12 protein-coding genes are annotated in these 21,655 nt (G+C 44.1%); 3 read left to right on the forward strand and 9 right to left on the reverse strand.

Features of this window, described 5'->3' with window-relative positions:
- Positions 1–28 precede the first annotated feature (28 nt).
- Complete coding sequence (locus BHV72_RS08730; protein WP_122264179.1) at positions 29–1,822, reverse strand: RagB/SusD family nutrient uptake outer membrane protein; 1,794 nt, start codon at positions 1,820–1,822, stop codon at positions 29–31.
- Positions 1,823–1,840: 18 nt separating this feature from the next.
- Positions 1,841–4,912: a SusC/RagA family TonB-linked outer membrane protein gene (locus tag BHV72_RS08735; RefSeq protein WP_286855595.1), complete on the reverse strand. Its 3,072-nt coding sequence runs from the start codon at positions 4,910–4,912 to the stop codon at positions 1,841–1,843.
- Between the two features lie 853 nt (positions 4,913–5,765).
- Between BHV72_RS08735 and ahpC the strand changes: the two genes are divergently transcribed.
- From ahpC to BHV72_RS08750, 3 genes are all read left to right on the forward strand, one after another.
- Positions 5,766–6,332: an alkyl hydroperoxide reductase subunit C gene (gene ahpC, locus BHV72_RS08740; protein WP_122264181.1), complete on the forward strand. Its 567-nt coding sequence runs from the start codon at positions 5,766–5,768 to the stop codon at positions 6,330–6,332.
- Positions 6,333–6,421: 89 nt separating this feature from the next.
- Positions 6,422–7,972, forward strand: coding sequence for an alkyl hydroperoxide reductase subunit F (gene ahpF / locus BHV72_RS08745; RefSeq protein ID WP_122134603.1), 1,551 nt, complete (start codon positions 6,422–6,424; stop codon positions 7,970–7,972).
- Positions 7,973–8,079: 107 nt separating this feature from the next.
- Positions 8,080–9,906, forward strand: a complete 1,827-nt coding sequence (locus BHV72_RS08750; RefSeq protein WP_286855596.1) for an endonuclease/exonuclease/phosphatase family protein — start codon at positions 8,080–8,082, stop codon at positions 9,904–9,906.
- Positions 9,907–9,982: 76 nt separating this feature from the next.
- Here BHV72_RS08750 and BHV72_RS08755 read toward each other — a convergent pair whose 3' ends face one another.
- Genes BHV72_RS08755 through BHV72_RS08785 form a run of 7 tightly spaced genes read right to left on the reverse strand, consistent with a single transcriptional unit; the run spans position 9,983 to position 21,639 of the window.
- Positions 9,983–11,932 carry a glycoside hydrolase family 97 protein gene (locus BHV72_RS08755; protein WP_286855597.1) on the reverse strand — a complete coding sequence of 650 codons (1,950 nt, stop codon included), beginning with the start codon at positions 11,930–11,932 and terminating at the stop codon, positions 9,983–9,985.
- Between the two features lie 2 nt (positions 11,933–11,934).
- Positions 11,935–12,939 carry a GRP family sugar transporter gene (locus tag BHV72_RS08760; protein WP_005675274.1) on the reverse strand — a complete coding sequence of 335 codons (1,005 nt, stop codon included), beginning with the start codon at positions 12,937–12,939 and terminating at the stop codon, positions 11,935–11,937.
- Between the two features lie 10 nt (positions 12,940–12,949).
- Positions 12,950–13,990 carry a nucleoside hydrolase gene (locus BHV72_RS08765; protein WP_286855598.1) on the reverse strand — a complete coding sequence of 347 codons (1,041 nt, stop codon included), beginning with the start codon at positions 13,988–13,990 and terminating at the stop codon, positions 12,950–12,952.
- 8 nt (positions 13,991–13,998) lie between these two features.
- Positions 13,999–15,612, reverse strand: a complete 1,614-nt coding sequence (locus BHV72_RS08770; protein ID WP_005681784.1) for a DUF4832 domain-containing protein — start codon at positions 15,610–15,612, stop codon at positions 13,999–14,001.
- Positions 15,613–15,624: 12 nt separating this feature from the next.
- On the reverse strand, positions 15,625–17,247 hold the full coding sequence (locus BHV72_RS08775; protein WP_005681782.1) for a DUF4832 domain-containing protein: 1,623 nt from the start codon (positions 17,245–17,247) through the stop codon (positions 15,625–15,627).
- Positions 17,248–17,264: 17 nt separating this feature from the next.
- Complete coding sequence (locus BHV72_RS08780; RefSeq protein WP_122134598.1) at positions 17,265–18,680, reverse strand: RagB/SusD family nutrient uptake outer membrane protein; 1,416 nt, start codon at positions 18,678–18,680, stop codon at positions 17,265–17,267.
- Between the two features lie 13 nt (positions 18,681–18,693).
- A complete protein-coding gene (locus BHV72_RS08785; RefSeq protein ID WP_005675279.1) occupies positions 18,694–21,639 on the reverse strand; it encodes a SusC/RagA family TonB-linked outer membrane protein in 2,946 nt (981 codons plus the stop codon).
- Positions 21,640–21,655: the final 16 nt, after the last annotated feature.

Consider the following 21,655-nt stretch of genomic DNA (forward strand, 5'->3'; position numbering starts at 1 on the left):
TCTTATCGTTTTAAGTTGACACAAAAGATTAATATCCCGGGTTCTGAGTCAGGTTCTTGTTCACATCTATTTCACTCAAAGGCACGGGCAATAACATATTGCGGGATTGGATATTCTCCGGAGCTCCGGGAGTTGTGATTTCCCGTTCCGTATTACTGATGAACGGGTTGTATTGCCGCCATGCCTGCATCTGCTTTACCAGGATGCCACGGCGGACGAGGTCGCACCACCTGTCAGTCGACTCGGCTACTAGTTCGCGTGCCCGTTCGTTAAGTATTTCAGTTCTGAAGGCTGTATAATCATCGCCGTATCTGTTATACTCCCAGGCAGTTCTCACTCCGTCGTAGATATAACCGTATGCTCCGGGTTTCCAGTCGGGTACACATTCGTCTACTTCGGTAGCATAGTCGGTAATTAATTTACGGGGCAGTACATCCTGGTGCATAATGCCTTCGTTGGCGATTCGCGAACGTTTGCGCACAAGGTTGACAGCGTCGTAAGCAGACTGTATGGAGATTCCGCTCATGTCCATTCCTGAAGAAGGTCGGTAGTCGCCGGGACCGTGGTTGACTTCGTTGTATGCTTCCGCGTACATCAGTAATACGTCCGCATAGCGGAGCAGAGGTTCATCCATACCGAAGTTGGTGTAATTGTATGATGAAGGGTCTGCCAACGGATATCGTCTGAATTTGCCGATACTCCATTGAAGCCAGTTATTGTTTTCCGTGGCCTCGCTCAGCTTCTGGTCGCCCCTTGTGTCCCAATACATCTTGTAGTCCCAGCCCCATAACGTTCCGTCATCTTGTATGGTCATTCGCGGGCAGTTCCATAAACGGCGGATAGAGTCGCTCGGTTCATACATCATGCGGTGGTAGTCCGAACTTGAGATGTTATCCCACGAACCTCCGAGATTTTGGTTGCCTCTGATACCGAACATCATGCCTGTCCATGTTCCCGTATCGTCACCTGTCAATCCCTGAACACACCACAAAACTTCATCCGGTGCCTTGTCCCGGGTCTTGGCATTGAATACATCCGGATAATAGTCCACCAGTTTGTAACGTCCGCCCTGAATAACAGCACTTGAATGTTCAAGTGACTTCTCGAAATTGTCGGCTGCATTGCCTAGTATTTCTTTCCCGTCCCGTTGTGCTACGCTACCCAGCCATAAATATACTTTAGCCAGAAAACCATGGCAGGCGTCTTTGGTCAATCTGCCGTATTGATAGCCTTTTGAAGTGTCACCCTTATCCATTGTGTGACTGATACAGTATTCGAAATCCTCTATGATTTGCCGGAACACTTCTTTCTGCGGAGTGCGTGTCACCTCCAGTCCGTCAAGAGATTTGGTATCGGTCAATACCAGCGGCACATCACCAAACCACCTGACAAGGTCGAAATACAGGAAAGCACGGATGCCATGTGCCTGTCCGACATATCTTTCCCAGTTGTTGATTTTCTCTTTGTTGGTAGTCACGTTGTCTATCACAGAATTGCAGTCTTTTATCACTGCATAGTGATTTTGCCACATACCGGCGATATATGTGTTCTCAGAACCGTATGTAAAGTTACTCAGTCCGCTTGCTTCGTCCCAGCTTGCGCGTTTCAGCAAGTCGTTGGGGATTTGCTTTATATTGTATCCCGTCACCCACGAATCGGATAATCTGCGGTAAACACCATTAATGGCTTGCCGCGCATCGGATTCACTGTTGTAGAAATTGTCAGTTGTCAGCTTGCCTTTGGGGTCTTCTTCCAGAAAATCGGAGCAGCCACAAATGTTCAGGCATACAAGCATTGCAATTAATATGTTAAACTTATTCATGTCCTTGTTCTTTTATGATTAAAACCCTAGTTCGATTGAAAGCGAGAAGGAGCGTGGTCTCGGGTACGGGCTCATGTCGAGTCCGGGAGCCAGACGGGCTACTGTTCCGTAACCAGTATTTGCCTCGGGGTCGAAGCCGGAGTAACGGGTCCAGAGCCATAAGTTCGTTCCGGTCAGTGCTATGCGCATTTTGGAGAGTCCCATTTTGCCGGTTAACTTGGCGGGGAAGGTATAGCCCAGGGTCAGGGTTTGCAGACGTAAGAATGAACCGTCTTCTACCAGATCACTTCTAAGTACGCTTTCTCCCCAGGTTCCTCGGCCGTACAAAGGATAATTATTAGTGGGGGTGTTGGCAGACCATACATCTTTGTAGACACTCTTCAAGACGTTGTTGATACTAGTCGTTCCTACGAGATAGTAGGCGTTGCCGTTTACTACGTCGTTGCCGTATGACCAGCGGAAGAAGGCATACAAGTCGAAACCTTTATAAGAGAATGTATTCCCGATTCCTCCTGTATGTTTGGGGTTGACATCCGCAATCGGTGTACGGTCGTTCGAGTCGATAACACCGTCTTTATTGACATCGACAACTTTGAGTTGTCCCAATCCGAGGTTAGGGCCGGGGTATCCGTTGATGACTTCGGTATCATTGTTGTAAGTTCCGTCGCTGATATAGCCGTAATAGATACCTACCGGCATTCCTACTCTGAGCAGGACATCACTGGTAATTTTGGCATTAATCCCTCTGTCGTAGAATTGCTGGTATTGTCCCTTGTCCAGTGACAGGATTTTGTTCTTGTAGAAGGAGATATTGAAGTCCGTCGACCAATTGAAAGCGCCTTTAAACCAGTTCGCGTTAATGGCGAACTCCATACCCTTGTTCTCCATTGAACCTGCATTTTTCCAGGCTTTGGTATAGCCGGAAGTAGAAGGAATGTTTACTTGCAGTAACATATCGTCAATCCTTTTGTAGTAAAAGTCTGCCGTAATAGAGAAACGGTTATCCAATACGCCGAAATCAAATCCGATGTTGTACTGTTTCTGGCTTTCCCATTTCAGGTCGTCATTCGTTACGTTGGAAGGATAACGCCCGATTTCCACCGTGCTTCCGTGCATTACCACCTTATTGTTTTCCAACTGGGATAAAGATTGATAAGAGGGAATCTGATTATTACCCGTCATACCGAAGCTGGTGCGTACCCTCAGGTTGGATATGAAATCAAACTTCTTGATGAATTCTTCTTCAGAAGCGCGCCATGCGACACTGACAGCAGGGAAATAGCCGTATTTGTTATTGGCTCCGAACTTGGAGGAGCCGTCGACACGCAAAGAGGCATTTAATACATATTTATTGTCGAAAGTATAGGTTCCCCTACTGATAAACGATACCATTTGATTGCTGTCATACGTGTATTTGGGAGCGTAAGTGACCAGCCCCTTGTCTATTCCCCATATACCGACGGCCATGTCTTCGAAGTTTGTTGATTTGTTGTAGACATCTTTCATCGACCATTTGCTGGCCTCAAAAGCTCCCATTAGTGAGAAAGAATGCTTCTTTATGCTTTTCGCATATTGCAGCCGTGCTTCATATACCCAACTGTTTTCTTCCTGGTTGCTGATTTCCATGCGTCCCCTTTCCGATTGCCCGTACCAGGTATCCGAACCCCAGAGCTTGTCCTGATCCATGGAATACTGGCGATAAGAGGCGCTGGTACTGAACGTGAGGTCTTTCAATATCTTATAGTTGAAGTAGATATTACCATTGAGCTCACTATACCGATTGTTGATATTGACCTGATCGACTGCTACCAGAGGGCTCATTATGTTCACGTTACTGTAATTCATGATATCTGCCAGTCCCGGATAAAACAGGAAAGGAGAAATCTGCAAGGCATTGAGAATGACTCCCGACTGTGACCAGTCGCTGACCGGATTCTTGTCTTTAGAGGTAGAGTAAGACAGATTAATACCGATATCGATTTGGGAATTGACCTCCTGATTCAAGTTCAGGCGTGAGGTGAAACGGTCGAATGCAGACCGTTTGATAATTCCCGTATTATTCAGATATCCGAGTGAGAGCATATAGGTTGTTCCTTTGGTTCCTCCGGATATACTTGCGTTTGCTTCGTATTTTTTCGCTGTCCGGGTAATTTCATCCATCCAATTGTGTACGGACGGGTTGTTCCAACCTTTGTTGTCAATCACGTTTTGCCAGAAATTGATGAGGTTCGGACTATCGTATGTTCCGTAATCAAGCATCTTCTTTGCGTACTCTTCCGGAGATAATACTTCCAACGGAATATTTGGATTCATATCCAGACCTCCTGTCAGACTGAACGAGAATTTAGGTTTGGTAGAGGCTGCTCCCCGTTTGGTGGTGATGATGACAACGCCATTGGCTCCTTTGGCACCATAAATAGCTGCCGCCGCTGCGTCTTTCAGAATCTCCATGGATTCGATGTCGTTCGGGTTCAATCCTAACAATGGATTATTCACCGTTTCGGAATCTTCATTGGTGATCTGTTGAGTAGGCATGGGGACACCGTCGATGACAAACAGAGGTTGGGTTCCGCCTGTGATAGAGTTGACACCTCTGATTCTGAAGGTCATTCCGCTCGATAACGAACCGTCTGTCGGGATAATCTGCACACCGCTGATTTTGCCTTGTAGTGCTTGCAGGGTTTGCGCCGAACTGCTTTTGGCAATATCTTTTATATTAACTGACGCAACAGCGGTTGCAATGTCGCTTTTTCTCTGGCTACCGTAGCCTACGACTACTACCTCGTCCATTTCTGTTACTGACGGATCCAGCGTTATATTAAACTTGCGGTTCTTGCCGATAGCTACTGTCTTGGGTTTATATCCCAGATAACTGATGACAATCTTTTCGGAAGGAAGTGCTTTTAGAGTGAACTTTCCTTCTAAATCTGTAATTACGGCGTTGGTAGTGCCTTCGATATTTACCGTAGCACCGATCAGAGGTTCGCTCTTCTCATCCAACACTTGCCCTGAAATAGTTACTTGCTGTGCTAATACTACCGTCATGTGGAGCATTAGGAACAATGTGCTTAATAGTACCTTTCTCTTCATAGTGCAGATATTAAAGTTTATAATAAGAATGAATACAAATAGACTTAAATGGTGATGCAAATAAAGCGATTTATAATATTCGGGCTTTGACTTATAGTACTTTTCTCTTGACCAAATTACAAACTTCTCTTTTAAATTATCTCCGTACGCCTTAAAATTAGGGGAGAGTACTGCTTATTTATAAATAGTCCGGAAAAAGACCGGATATGAAGGATTGTATATTCAATCATTCTATTTTCTGAAATATACGGCTCGGCGTAGGCCTGAAGGGAAAAACTCGAAGGATTTAGCATTAGTGAGTTTGCGAATGTTATCATATTGGGCTATTCCCTGTTAATGTGTCACTCTTTTGCTGATTAGTGGTGTGTGTGGAAGAAGATATTAATGATCCTGTTTGAAAATGATAATATCAGTTGCTTCTTGCCCTTATGCCAACTAGAATAAATAGTGCTTCAAATAGGTGTCTAAAATCCTTCTTTATCGTGTCCAGATTGTTTCGCACCTTGAAACATTTTGTATCTCACCGGGAAACAAGTCGGGAAACGGTTGTTTCTTGCATATTTGTCTTGTTTATATGCATAAAAAGGCTGGATATAGTATATATATGCGTTGCTTTATGCACGATTTCTTCTCTTAGTGAGAATTTGACAGTCCCGGTTGTGATGGGAATCTTAAAAATAGGACTTTTAGCGGACTTATCGGTTTCATCTATCGCCGCATAGAATTATTCGATTGGACTTTTTTTGCAAGGGCGGGTCTTCCGCCTTTATCTTTGCATCAGAAACAAGAAACAAAACGAAGTTTCTGATGTTATAAGTCAAATCAATTAATAACAATAAAAGTAATAAAGATTATGGAACCAATTTTAAATTCTCAGCTTCCTGAATTCAGTGTTCAGGCTTTTCAAAACGGAGCTTTCAAGACTGTAACCAACAATGAACTGAAAGGTAAATGGGCGATTCTGTTCTTCTATCCTGCCGACTTTACTTTCGTATGTCCTACTGAATTGGTGGATATGGCTGAAAAGTACGACCAGTTCAAAGCAATGGGCGTAGAAATCTACTCGGTAAGTACTGACTCGCACTTCGTACATAAAGCTTGGCATGATGCTTCTGAAAGTATCCGTAAGATTCAATATCCGATGTTGGCAGACCCGACAGGTGCTCTGTGCCGTGCACTCGGAGTATATATCGAAGAAGAAGGTATGGCATACCGTGGTACATTCGTTGTCAATCCGGAAGGAAAGATTAAAGTGGTGGAATTGAATGATAACAATATTGGCCGTGATGCGAGCGAATTGCTTCGTAAGGTGGAAGCTGCTCAGTTTGTAGCGACTCACGACGGAGAAGTTTGTCCGGCCAAGTGGAAGAAGGGTGAATCTACCCTGAAACCGAGCATCGACCTGGTAGGTAAGATTTGATAGATCTTGATAATGATGATTATGAAGGGCCGGTAACGGGAGACGCTGCCGGCCTTTCTTTTCAAAAAAATAGAAGGAGAAAAAGGTATATGTTAGAATCTGCATTAAAAGAACAACTGAAGGGTATTTTTGCCGGACTGGAGGCGAATTTTACTTTTGATATATCGGTATCATCCAGTCATGAAAACAGAACTGAACTGGTTGAACTGCTAGGAGACGTAGCAGACTGCTCCGACCACATCACTTGTGTAGTGAATGAAGGAAGCAGACTGAAATTTGCTTTATTGAAGAACGGTGACCGTACTGGAATCACTTTCCGGGGAATCCCCAACGGGCACGAGTTTACTTCGCTATTGTTGGCTATACTGAATTTGGACGGCAAAGGGAAGAACTTCCCCGATGAGGCTGTCTGCAATCGGGTGAAAGCACTGAAAGGCCCGATACATCTGGTTACCTACGTTTCGCTGACTTGTACGAACTGCCCTGATGTTGTACAGGCTTTGAATGCGATGACAACACTCAATTCTTCCATTACGCATGAAATGGTGGATGGTGCGCTCTACCAGGACGAAGTAGATGCATTGAAGATACAGGGAGTGCCTTCCGTGTTTGCTGACGGCAAATTGCTCCATGTAGGCCGTGGCGAATTCGGCGAGCTGCTTGCAAAATTGGAAGAACAATATGGAATTGATGAAACCAAAGCGGTGGCTGAGGTGAAAGAATATGATGTGATTGTTGCCGGTGGAGGCCCTGCGGGAGTGTCGGCTGCTATCTATTCTGCCCGTAAAGGATTGCGTGTAGCTATTGTAGCCGAACGTGTCGGTGGGCAAGTGAAAGAGACTGTCGGCATCGAAAACCTAATCTCTGTTCCTGAAACAACGGGCAGCGAACTGGCAGATAACCTGAAAACTCACTTGCTGCGTTATCCGGTCGATCTGTTGGAACATCGTAAGATAGAGAAAGTGGAAATACTGGGAAAGCAGAAACTGGTGACGACTTCTGTCGGTGAAAAGTTTCTGGCTCCTGCATTGATTATTGCGACCGGTGCAAGCTGGCGTAGGCTGAACGTTCCGGGAGAAGCGGAGTATATCGGTCGCGGTGTTGCTTTCTGTCCTCACTGTGACGGCCCGTTCTACAAAGGAAAGCACGTAGCGGTAGTTGGCGGAGGAAATTCCGGAATCGAGGCGGCTATCGACTTGGCAGGTATTTGTTCTAAAGTAACTGTCTTTGAATTTATGGATGAACTGAAAGCGGATAATGTACTTCAGGAACGCCTTAAAACATTACCGAACGTAGAAGTATTTGTCAGCTCACAAACTACCGAGGTGGTAGGAAACGGCGACAAACTGACTGCTTTGCGTATCAAAGACCGCAAAACGGAAGAAGAACGTCTGGTGGAACTTGACGGAGTGTTTGTACAAATCGGTCTTTCTGCCAATAGTAGCGCATTCCGCGAAGTGGTGGAAACCAATCGTCCGGGTGAAATTGTGATTGACGCACATTGTCGCACCAACGTGACCGGAATCTATGCAGCCGGAGATGTTTCCACCGTGCCTTATAAGCAAATCATTATCTCTATGGGAGAAGGGGCGAAAGCTGCACTTTCCGCCTTTGATGACAGAGTACGCGGCGTTATTTGATAGAACCGGAACTAAAAATAAAAGCTACAAAGGTATCGTTCATGCCTTTGTAGCTTTTATTTTTTTATTACCTTTGAGGCTCATTTAATTAACCCCCAATGAGAAACATGAAAAAGAATCTTTTATTCATTTTTGCCGCTCTATTTATTTTTTCGGCACAAGCTCAGAATACGTTGAAACTGATGAGCTACAATATCAAGAATGCAAACGGTATGGATAATGTATGTAATTTCCAGCGTATAGCGAATGTTATAAACAATACATCCCCGGATGTGGTGGCTATACAGGAAGTTGACAGCATGACAAACCGAAGCGGGCAGAAGTATGTGTTGGGCGAAATTGCCGAACGTACTCAAATGCATGGTTATTTTGCACCTGCAATAGACTATGACGGAGGAAAATATGGGATCGGACTGTTGACGAAACAAGTCCTGCTTCGTTTGCAGACCTTACCTTTGCCGAGAAGGGAAGAAGCGCGTACATTGATTCTGGCGGAATTTGCCGATTATATCTATTGCTGCACTCACATGTCGCTGACCGAAGAAGACCGTATGAAATCATTAGAGCTGGTGAAGGCTTTCACTTCCTCCTCTACCAAGCCTCTCTTTCTGGCCGGTGACATGAATGCTGAACCGGAATCCGGCTTTATCAAAAAACTGCAAAAGGATTTTCAGATACTCTCTAATCCGAAACAGCATACATTCCCTGCGCCTGATCCTAAAGAGACGATAGATTACATTGCTACGCTAAAGCAGAATGCGAAAGGATTTGCTGTGATATCTGCAAAAGTCATAAATGAACCGATGGCTTCCGATCATCGTCCTATATTGGTGGAACTCCGTACTGCCGAAAAGGCGGATAAGATATTCCGCATGAAACCTTACTTGCAGAATCCGGTAGGCAACGGTATTACAGTGATGTGGGAAACCACCGTTCCTGCTTATTGCTGGGTGGAATATGGAACGGACACTACCCAACTGAAACGTGCACGTACGATTGTCGACGGACAGGTGGTTTGCAATAACTACTTGCACAAAATACGTATAGACGGCCTGCAACCCGGTCAGAAATATTATTACCGTGTATGCTCACAAGAAATTCTGCTTTATCAGGCGTATAAAAAGGTGTTCGGCAATACGGCGCAGTCGGCCTTCAGTGAGTTTACACTTCCGGCAACGGATACAGACTCTTTTACTGCCGTTGTCTTTAATGACCTGCATCAGCATACACAAACCTTCCGAGCTTTGTGTCAGCAAATCAAGAATGTCAATTATGACTTCGTTGTCTTCAATGGTGACTGTGTAGACGACCCGGTGGACCATAATCAAGCAACCAGTTTTATCAGTGAACTGACAGAAGGAGTGTGTGGCGACCGTATACCGACTTTCTTTATGCGTGGCAACCATGAAATCCGCAATGCCTATTCTATCGGTTTGCGCGACCACTACGACTACGTAGGGGACAGGACTTACGGCTCTTTCAATTGGGGGGATACCCGTATCGTTATGCTGGACTGTGGGGAAGACAAACCGGATGACCATTGGGTGTATTACGGTTTGAATGATTTTACCCAGTTACGTAATGAACAAGTTGATTTCCTGAAAAAGGAGTTGTCTTCCAAAGAATTCAAGAAAGCCGGGAAACGTGTCCTTATTCATCATATTCCTCTTTATGGAAATGACGGAAAGAACCTTTGTGCAAATCTGTGGACCAAACTATTGGAGAAAGCACCTTTCAATATCAGTCTGAATGCACATACTCATAAATATGCTTATCATCCGAAAGGTGAGCTGGGCAACAATTATCCGGTTATTATCGGTGGCGGATATAAAATGGATGGCGCTACGGTGATGATTCTGGAAAAGAAAAAAGACGAACTGAGAGTGAAAGTTCTGAACGCAAAAGGAAAGATTTTACTGGATATTACCGTCTGAAACGATTGGGAATAAAATAAAGGCAGGCTGTCTCGATATAAAGAGGCAGCCTGCTTTGTTGAGTAACCGTAAAATGTTACTTCTCTATATGAATAATACCTGTATATCCTCCTCCTCTGCTCATATCTATGGGCAGTTTTTCGTTGTCCTTGATAACTTGTTCTATTATTTGGGAGTCTTTCGCCTGTTGGCCGGCATTTACTCCATCTATATGTGCTTTTATTTTCTTCGGTCCATTTCCTATGAATGATAAATCAATCTCAATATGCCGTGGGGTAGCTCCGTTGATTACTCCGATATACCATGTATCGTCATGCCGGCGTGCAAGAGCGATATATTCGCCCACTTCTCCCTCCAAAGGGACTGTCTCATCCCAGGTTGTAGGAATACTTTTGATAAATTCAAAACTCCGGAGATTCTTGTCATATTTAGTAGGACTGTCCGAAATCATTTGCAACGGGCTTTCGTAGACTACATACATGGCTAACTGGTGGCTACGTGTGCCCTGACTCATCGGTTCATGTTGATTTTCATAGAATGTTTCCGGATGTGCGTTAAGCATAGCTCCGGGAGTATAGTCCATTGGGCCTACCCACATACGCAGATAAGGGATGATTACATCATGTGTAACCGTGGCTCTTTTGCTCCATTTGTTATACTCCAGTCCTATTACTCCTTCGCGTGTCATCAGATTCGGGTATTTGCGTCTCATGCCCTCGTTGGGGTAAGAACCGTGAAAGTCTACTAATAATTTGTATTGAGTGGCTTTAATAGCTACTTGTTCGTAGAAGTTAACCATTTTGGCATCATTACGGTCCATAAAGTCTATTTTGACTCCCTTCACTCCCCATTTGCTGAATTGTGCAAAAGCCTCATCCATTTGTCGCATGATGTTTACCCATTTCGACCATAACTGGATACCTACTCCTTTTTTTGTTGCATATTCACAGATACGCGGAATGTCAACATCGGGATTGAGGGTTAACAGATCGTTACGTGCCGACCAGCCTTCGTCGATCAGGACATATTCGATGTGATGTTTGGCTGCATAGTCTACCAGATAGAGATATGTATCGGTATTAATGCCACTTTTGAAATTTATATGATAGATATTACGGTCATTCCACCAGTCCCATAATACTTTACCGGGTTTAACCCATGTATAGTCGGCGGCTTGTTCTTTCTCCTCGGAGAGTAAATATATAAGCTCGCTTTGTAATATGGAAGAAGCATTGTCGAAGATACCGGTCACCCGCCATGGAAAGACCCGTTTCCCGCAGGTGGGAATAAGATAGTCTTTGCGTGTGGAGGCATAGATTTTATTATCCCCTTCGTATGGCACTTCCTTATCCGGATAATTGGCAAAAATGCCATGGAAGGATTCTAGGGCGGGTTGTAAGTACATTCCCGGATAATTATAGAGATTGGCTTCTGCTAATAATACTTTGTATTTGTCTACTTCGACCATTACAGGCGCTACAGAGAAACTGTCTTTGGGTAATGCATTGATCGGCTTTACCGTATAATCCTGCTCAAACCAGTTTTGTAGCTGGTCGGTTAAAAGAGTGTACGAGGTATGATCCTGTCCGAAGCGGAAAGATACCGACTCTTTCTTCACAGGCTGTTTATTGTTTACAGTACTTACGAAACGATAGGCCACTCCGTCATTATAGACTCTGAATTCGATCTTATAGTCTTTGTAAATAAGCTCAACCTGGTTATAATTATCCACTGCCTCTTTATATTTACGCGGCACAATAAATTCCACTTTTTCCGAAACGCTTTTACGAGTTATCTTTCTACATTTGTCTGTTCCCCAAGTGTCGTTTCCGACTGTAAGTGAGAGCGGGCAAGTATCAAGAATCTTTGTTCCATTCCGGGATAAGCTGTAACTGACCTGATTGTCAGTCTCGATAGTTATCACATTTTTCTTGTCCGGCGAACTGGCCTCAATTATTTTGGCAACTGTTATTGAAGGAAAACAGAAGGCTGCTGTTAGTAGGAAAAGAATATGGTTCATTTTCATAATTAGTTTCCTCCGGATAAAACGATGAATGATAATCCTGTGATGAACAGAATAAACATGATTCCTAAAAGTCTGTCGGTTGATTTGGAACTACCGGTGAACTCTTTCCAGATAAATACACCCCATAAGGCGGCAATCATAGGTGCTCCCTGACCGAGAGCGTAGGAGATGGCAGCTCCCGCTTTTCCTGCGGCTATATAGCTTAAAGCAGTTCCCAATCCCCATATACATCCTCCGAGGATACCTACCAGATGTGTGCTTGCTTTTCCTGCAAAATATTCTTTATAGCTTACAGGAGTTCCTACAAACGGGCGTTTCATAACAACTGTATTGAATAGGAAGTTGCTCAGGAAGATACCGATTGAGAATATAAAGAAAGCGGTGTATGGAGTAGCCATGCCCGGAGTCGGAGAGTCAAAATTGTTAAGGTCCATGGCAGCAGCCACAAAACGGTAGAAGAAAGACATAAGTATGCCGGCAATAGCCGCAAGAATAATCCCTTTCTTGCTATTATTATTTCCCTTTTTTTGTTGTCTGCCTGCCGCTATTCCGTTGCAGATGATAGCGATAACAATCAAGATTACTCCAGTAAACAACCAGAACGGATCTCCTTTAGGAGTGCTGAAATAGTTGATGAACACACCTAGGACCAAGGCAAGTCCTACGCCCAACGGAAAAGCAACTGCCATTCCGGCTATGGAGACCGAAGCTGAAAGTAAGATGTTGGAAGCATTGAAAATAATTCCTCCGATCAAGGCACTGACTATGTATCTGGTATCTACTTGCCGGATATCTTCCAGAAAACCTCTCCCCGAATCTCCGAAACTTCCGAGTGTGAAAACGAGAAGTAAGGCAAATAATAAGATACCGATTGTATAATCCCAGTAATAAAGCTCATAACGCCAGTTCTTGCTGGCCAGTTTCTGGGTGTTACCCCAGGAACCCCAACATATCATGGTTATGAAGCAAAAGATAATGGCTAGTGTATAACTATTGACTATAAACATGACTCTTTCTTTATTGGTTTATATTCTTTTCTTCTTTCCCTGTCACCTGGCGGACAATGGCACCTAATGTTCTCTGAATATTCTCATTTCCTTGAATCATAAGATATTGATGTTGTCCTTTGTCTGACGCATTAAATAGACTGTGTCCTGCACTGTCTATTGTAATCGTTCCTTTTGTTGACAGTTCAAAATAATCCTTCTCCGGCTCTATGGCCTGTATGACAGAAGTCAAATCCCAAGTTTGCCTGTCGTATGGCATTTTGTCATATATCTGGTAAGATACACAAAGAGGATGTTTGTAAGCGTTCGGGAAATCATTCAAGATACTCTGATGCGGATACAACAATTTGTTGCCTAGTTCCCAGCCGCTTGCAATGACCGGAGTGGGCCATTCGCTGAATACGGTTTGTGCGGCATTTATATCCTGTACTAGATTCCATTCGGGGAAATCGAACTCGTTCCCATAGAGTCCTCCCATTACGGACAACAGCTTCACTTTTTGGGCAACGAGTGATTTGCCGTCCAAAGGACTGTATTCGTCGGCTTCTGAGCGTAGCAGGCGTGAAAGGTTCGTTTCCGGTCCTACGGCAATAAATACCACGGAATTATCTGGTTGTGAAGCCAGTAATTTCCGTAATAACTTATATCCTTCCGGCAGATTGTCTTTTATGCTTCTTTGAGGATACAGTATCTTATTGCCTTCAATAATGGTATCCAAAGTCTGGCGGAGATAACCTCCGTCTTCGGTAGTAGCTCCGTTGTATGCATATCCCAATGGAATGTCTCCCCTCTCGTTGAGGCGGCAATATCCGTCAATATATTCAATTGAATAAGGGTTGGACTTGCTGATTGTGATACCTAGCAGATCTATTGTTCCGGCTTTCTCATAGTTGAATAGCATTTGCATAGCCAGCACGTCGTCAATGTCATTGCCGACATCCGTGTCGAATATCACGGGAACAGGAATCTTCGTTTCTGTAGGCTTGTTACAGGCGCTCAAGAAGCAGAACGAAAGGAGTGCAACAGATGTGATATATTTATATATTTTCATGTTACTGATTATTTATCGGGTTGTTTGAATTGATATTTTAAAGACTTGTCACTTTGAATGTCGAAAAATAAATCTGGATTCAGACGGGTATCGGCAACTGATTCACCAATACCGATATAGCCCATTGGATGATAACCGCCTTCGAAATAATTCTCATTGGCAAATCGGAGCGAAGGTTGCATACCGGCCGGATCGAGCACCGTTAAAGCCAGGATATATTTTCCCTTGGCAATGGGGGCGTCAATAGAAATATTCTTTCGGATGTGATAAGTTGGCGGAGCTATTTGGTATTTATGTTCATCTACAGACCAATTATCTCCCGGCATCCATTCGGAGATGTTTACTTCCTCCAATATTTTTCCCCACACTTTTTGATGACTTTCAGGGTCTAGTAAAGCTACTTCTACCGGCCAGTTATAATAGAATGGAGACGATCCGCTGTTGACAACTTTGAAAGAAATAGGGAATTGTGCTCCCACCTTAATTTCTTTCGGGTAAGAGAATTCATTGATAATGAACCGGTACCCCATGGCTTTTTGCAGTATCTCTGCATTTTTCCGGAACTCCGGTTCGTTGAAGTCTGCCCAGGTGATTCCGCCTAGATGATTGCAGTGCAGGTTCCGGATCTGTTCCATGACATATTCCCGGGTATCCTTATCTGCCACCACTTCTTCAAAAGATTTGAACCGGGCTAAATCTCCCCAGTTCCAAGTAATTTCTCCACCTATCGGCTGGGTTTTCCAACGATCACCCAGCTTCTTCATTTCCTCATAACCTCTTACAATCTCTTGGGGTTGTGACCATGAATCCCAATAAATTCCGAATTCATAATCTTTAAATTCATAGGCGTAGCGAACCATTACTTTCTTGTTTTTGAATGCTTTGGCAAAGGCATCTCCCAGGATCTTTTCCATGCCCGGAATCCATGTCCGGTTAGCTACGTGTTCCGGTTCGTCGTGCGGAGCCCAGTAAGTTGAGAGATCCGGATCATGGTGTTCTCCCCATTCGCCGATGATCCCCATTTCTACATACGCTACCCGTGGATCGTTATCCCATGCCTGTCCGAGTTTCTCTACCAGTTTTTTTACGCGCTCAGGAAAAGAAGGATCAAAGTACCCCCCGCTAATAGGGGTATTTTTGTCTTTTTCTTCTACATAGGCGCCCACGGAGTTCGGTTTCTGTTTATAAGGACCTTTTTCCGGATCTATTCCTTTAGGCCAGTGCCAACCGGTCAAGTCGTCCGGATTAGTGGGGTCTTTAGGTTTTCCGCCATGCCAGGGCTCCAGCCATACAAGAAAAACCCGGGGAATTACCTTGACATTTATGTCTTCCACGCCTTTCCATCGATGATTGCTGTAAGCGATAATCTTGTCTACCCCGTCATTGGCGTCATCCTCGATCATATTCCACTGCATATATTCTTTTGTCAGTGAACCGTAAGGGTAGGGATATTCTTCCCTGACCCGGTCGATACCGGGAGCGAAGAATTCCCTGAAGCCTTTCATCGGATTCCTGAATGCATTCGGATACTCCTGGTAAGAAACCGTGACGGTTTGTTCACTACAAGCAGATAACGTTCCGAATGCCATTAGGAGTAATATGTTTCTGATGCTTGATTTCATTAAGCTTATTGGTTATTGGATTTTATATTTCAGGGTTTTATCCTGCCTCATGTCATTAAAACTGCTGACCGGTATCTCAAAATAGATAGGCTCGGTATTGACGCCGATATGTCCCATTGGGTGACGTCCTCCTTCAAAGTAGTTCTGAACGGCGAATCTCAGTGAAGGAAGCATACCGGCCGGATCTAGCACAGCAATAGAGATGATGTAATCTCCCGTATCCAGTTTCTTGTCTAAAGTCAGTTCTTCTTCAACATGGTTCGGAGTAGCCGGTTGGGTATAAACTTTGGTTGAGTTGTTCCAGTTATCTCCCGGCATCCATTGGGATATCTTGGGAGTCTTCAGTGTTTTGCTCCATACAACTTCCTTGGTTTGGGAATTTAGCAGGGATATTTCTACCGGCCAGTCATAATAGAAGGGTGACGAGCCTGTGTTGGTTACGTCAAATGATATTTTGAACGGCTCATCCGGCTTGATACTTGTTGGGTAACTGAAATTGGATAAAACAAAACGGTACCCCATTGTCTTTTGCAATAATTCAGCGTTTGGCTCAAAAGACGGGTCGTTAAAGTTAGCCCAGGTGATGCCTCCCAAGTGGTTGCAATGCAAATCACGTATTTGCTGGATGACCAGGTCTCTTGTCTTTTCATCTGCCACCACTTCTTCAAAAGATTTGAATTTATAGAGGCTTCCCCAGTTCCAGGTTATTTCTCCACCTATCGGTTGAGTTTTCCAGCGGTCGCCGAGCTTTTTCATTTCCTCGTAGCCACGCACCTTTTCTTCATCAATAGCCCATGAATCCCAATAGATTCCGAATTCATAATCTTTAAACTCGTACGCATAGCGAACCATTACTTTCTTGTTTTTGAAGGCAGCGGTAAATGCATCTCCCAACACCTTTTCAATGCCCGGCAACCAGGTACGGTTCTCTACATGATTGGGTTGGTCGTGAGGAGCCCATACTGTGGTGATGTCTGGGTCATGATGTTCCCCGAATTCACCGATAATCCCCATTTCCACATACGCTACCCGCGGATCGTTGTCCCATGCTTGTCCAGCCTTCTCTACCAGTTTTTTCACTCTTTCCTGAAAAGTAGGGTGGCAATAGCCTCCAATAATAGGAGCGTTAAGATCGTCTTCATCGTATGTCTCTCCCGGAATGTCGCTTGGCCAATGCCAACCGTTCAGGTCGTCCGGGTTGTCTGTATGAGTGTTCTTGGCATATCCTCCGTGCCAGGGTTCCATCCATACGATATAGATACGTGGGATAACCTTGACATTGATATCTTCTACTCCCTGCCACCTGTGGTTACTGTAAGCTATAATCTTGTCGACACCGTCGCTTTCATTGTTTTCCAGCATATTCCATTGCATATATTCTTTAATGATGGAGCCGTAAGGATACGGATATTCGTCTCTTACCTTGTCATAGCCCGGGCCGAAGAATTCACGTAAACCTTTCATCGGATTTCGTATCGCATAAAGATATTCTGCCGGATTGACCGTAACTCTTCCGTCTTTGACTTCTATAGTTCCTCCCCCTTCGATAGGAGGGAGTATGCCATGGTCTTCTTCTTTACATGAATAAAAGAAGATACTCATCAATAGTCCTGTGATAAAAATAAATTTTTTCATGTGCTAAATGATTTATGTTAATATCCTTCGTTGTTTTCTGTGATAGCGTCATTGGCATCGACGGCTGCCTGTGGAATTGGGTATAGAACATGATAAGGCTGGATGGTGACTCCGGCATGGTCTTTCATATATTCGCCCAGTTTGCCGAAGCGGATTAAATCCCAGCGGCGCAGGTGTTCACAACATAATTCATGTAATCTTTCTTCCAGTACGACTTCGGCAAATTGTTCTTTATTTAGATTATCGGCTGCTGTTATGGAAGTCAGTCCTGCCCTGCCTCGTACTTCATTTAAGGCATCATACTTATCATTACTTGTGTCATCAATGCTGTTCAGCGCTTCCGCTTTCATCAAAAGCACGTCTGCATAACGAATCATTGTAAAATTCAGATTATCATCTTCAATCACATTACCTGTTTCTGCGTCCCAGAATTTGCCGGAAGAAGGAGGTGTCTGGGTGACGCCTGCATATTCTGTGATGAAGAATGCTTTTTTACGTTTATCGTTGTTATCATAAGAATCGTATAAATATTGTGTCGGACCAAATCCGCCCCAGCCGCCAAAGTTGGTCGGTCCGCCTACATTACGAGGTCCCCAATAAGAATGCTGGATACTTCCCTCCAGTCCCCATGAACCGGAATGCTTGAATTGAATTTCAAATATATTCTCATATTCCTGATTCTTGTTTTTAGGATCGAATATATCCTTTAGATTATCGTACAATTTGAATTTGCCTTCGAGCATCCGGCAGTATTTTAATGCTTCTTCCGGTTTTCCCCACTGAAGGTAAATGCGTGCCAGCAAAGCTTGGGCAGCGTATGAAGTGGCTCTTCCTTTATCTTGGGCATTCGGCCAGGAGGTAGGGAGGCCGAGAGCTGCTTCCATATCCTGCGTAATCAGTGTGTAAACTTCGTCAACCGTAGCGCGCGGTCTCATGATTTCACTTCTGTCAATGGATGATTTTGTCCATAAGGGAACTCCACCGTACATTCTTACTAAGTCGAAATAGTAGATCGCTCTTAAAAAACGAGCTTGCATAATCATGGAACTATGAAGATCCGCACTGACTGCATCCGAAGGCATATCAATAACTGCATTGCAACGTTTGATACCTTCGTAACAGAGCCGATAGTGATTGTCCAGGAATTCGTGTGAAGCGGAAAAAGTATAGTAATGCAATTGGGAATAAGCCGCCCAACCCATATCAAACGGAATTACTTCATCTGTTCCGAATTCAGTAAGGGTAATGGTATATTTCCCGACAAAGACTTCCTGGAGCGTGCCATAAGCGGCATAAAGAGTTTGCTGCCAGTCTTCCGGTTTTTCATAAGCATTTTCCGGTGTTAGTACACTTTGGGGTGTCAAGTCAAGAAAGTTGTCGCAACTACATAATGTCAGGCAACTGAAAGCTAATATTGATAAATATTTTTTCATAATGTTTCTGTTTTTAGAAGTTAAGAGAAATACCACCGATAAAGCTACGGGCGTTCGGATAAGGATTGGTATTGTCGCTGGACTCTACATCAAATCCCGTAAATTCCGTAGCTGTGAATAGGTTTTGTACAGAGAAATAAACTCTGATATTTGAGGCTTTGATATTTCTGATGACGTTTTTCGGCAAGCTATAACCAATTTCCAGATTACGGAGGCGGAGATAGTCACCTTTTTGGAGATTGGCGTCGGTACCATCTCCGTTGGCATAAGCACTACCAACTCTCGGAGCCGGATATTTGTTGTTCGGTCTGTCTTGTCTCCAATAATATTTGTAATAGTTTTCACTCATGTTTCCCCATACATTGAAAGAATTGAGGTAACGGTTCAGTGAATTGTTGATTTTATGTCCTCCTGCAAAAGTAAAGAACGCGGTAAGGTCAATACCTTTATATGAGAATGTATTCGTAAAGCTACCATAATATTTGGGAGTGGAAACTCCGCAGAAATCACGGTCTTCTCCGTTGATGACATAGTCTTTCTTGGCATCCAGAATCTTGCGGTCACCGGGTTGGGCATTGTACTTGGCAGCTTCGGCAGCTTCATTGGTTTGCCAGATACCTTCGGATTTCAATAAGTAGAACTGTCCGATAGGACGTCCCACAAACAATGTTTTATTGACATCTTGTTTGCCGTCATAAAGTTCTTTGATCTTATTGTTATTATAAGAAATCATGAAGGCAGTTGTCCATAAGAAGTCTTTGGTACTGATGTTGACCGTGTTCAGCGTAAATTCAATACCTTTGTTATCAATTTTGCCGATATTGGTAAGTGAAGTTCCGAAGCCGGATTCCAACGGAAGGGGTACTTCCCATAGCAGGTCAGTCGTACGCTTATAGTAGGCCTCGATCGTACCGGCTATCCGATTGTTGAATAACCCGAAGTCAATACCCAAGTCTAGTTGGTTGGCTTTTTCCCAAGTCAGTTCCGGGTTCGAAATAGAGGTTTGTACGGAGCCGGTTACCAGGTTATTACCTAAAATGTAATTAGCGGAAGCTCCTCCGAGGGCGATTGTCGGGGCATAAGCAAAATCTCCGATATTCTGGTTACCCAGTTTGCCGGCGCTGATTCTTAACTTCAGGTTGCTGATGACCGGAGCGTTTTCTTTGATGAAACTTTCTTCAGAAGCACGCCATGCAAGAGCCAGTGACGGAAAGAATCCCCATCGGTGTCCCGGAGCAAAACGGGAAGAACCGTCGCCGCGCATCGTCAATGTTGCCAAATAGCGGTTGCTGAAATTATAATTGAATCGTCCGTAGAAAGACACCAGAGAAGATGGGACTGCATACGAAGAGTTCGGTCCATGTTCTTCCGCTCCTTGCAAATTGTAATACTTGAGAATAGATGATAACTTTTTGGAGTCGGCGGTTACTTCTTCATAATCTGTTCTGGAAGCGGAGAAACCTGCCATTGCAGAAAGTTGATGTTCTTTATTGATGTCAAATGAATAAGTGGCAGTGTTCTCTGTTTGCCAATATCTTTTCTTGTTCGACATCACATTAGCATGGCCACCAGCCGTATAATGCTGTCCCATACGGCCGTCTTCGTAAGTATTTACTTTATAAAAGACAAGTTCTCCGCCGTTATCGGAACGTAATTTCAAGTTCTTTATCGGTTCTATCTCGATGTAGGCGGAACCTACGAATCTGGACTTGAGTGTAGCTTTGTCAAGCAGGTCAACAATAGCCACCGGATTTGCTCTCGTGTTGAGGAAACCATCGAAGTATTCTCCGTCTTCGGTATAGATAGGAGCTGTCGGTTGTGAACTAATGGCACTGAACATAGTTCCGTATCCCGAGTCGGCTTCTTCATTGATATTCATGAGCTTTGACTCAATGACATTGAAACGTACACCGTATCTCAGCCACTTGTTTAGTTTGGCATCCATATTATATCGGACGGTCAGCTTATTGAAAGACGAGTTTTTGATCGTACCTTTCTGATCATACCAGTCTACTCCTAAAAAGTGTTGTATATCGTTCTTCCCTCCGGAAATCGAGAAGTTATAGTTTTGGTATTGCCCGTTTTGGGTCACTGCGTCCTGCCAGTCGGTCGATTCACCACGGCTTAGCAAGCGTAGTTCTTCTGATGTCCATTTGTAGTTAGGCTGGGCAATGGATACTAATTCATAGTATTGCTGTGCGTTCATCAAATCTTGCTTGTTCAACATTCGTTGCGTACCGAAAGAGGCATTCAGGGAGATTTTGGCTTTTCCGCTTGTACCCTTCTTGGTAGTCACGAGTACTACGCCATTAGAACCTCTCGAGCCATAGATAGATGCGGAAGAAGCGTCTTTTAATATTTCGATAGATTCAATATCACCGGAAGATAAATCCTGCAAACCTCCTTGTACGGGAATACCGTCGACGATGTATAACGGCTCGCTGCCGGCTCGGAGCGAACCTACTCCACGAATAACGACAGAAGCATCTCCACCCGGTTTTACGGAGCCGGTAGTGACTTGCACGCCGGCGGCAAGTCCTTGCAGGGCAGTTGTCACTGTTCCTACTTTGGAGTTAGTAAGATTTTCTGATTTGATAGAGGCAACGGCACCCGTTAAATCGCTCTTTTTGGCAATACCATACCCGATTGCCACTACTTCGTCCAGATTAATGGCGTCTGCTGCCATTTGTATATTAATGACATTTTGCTTTCCTACGGTAACAGATTGTTTTACCATACCCACGAAAGTAAACTCCAGAACATTTCCTCTTTGGGCCCTGATGCTGTAGTTGCCGTTTGCATCACTTACTGTTCCTGTTTGAGTACCTTTTATGGTTATAGATACACCTGGCAATGTTTCATTACTCGTGTCGGTAACGGTTCCTCTAATGTTGATTGTCTGTGCATGTAATACACTGGCAAAAAAGATGGCTATAAATAATATAATGTGTTTTTTCATGACGCTTATTTTATAG

Source organism: Bacteroides sp. 43_46, from assembly GCF_001915455.1.
Lineage (GTDB): Bacteria > Bacteroidota > Bacteroidia > Bacteroidales > Bacteroidaceae > Bacteroides > Bacteroides caccae.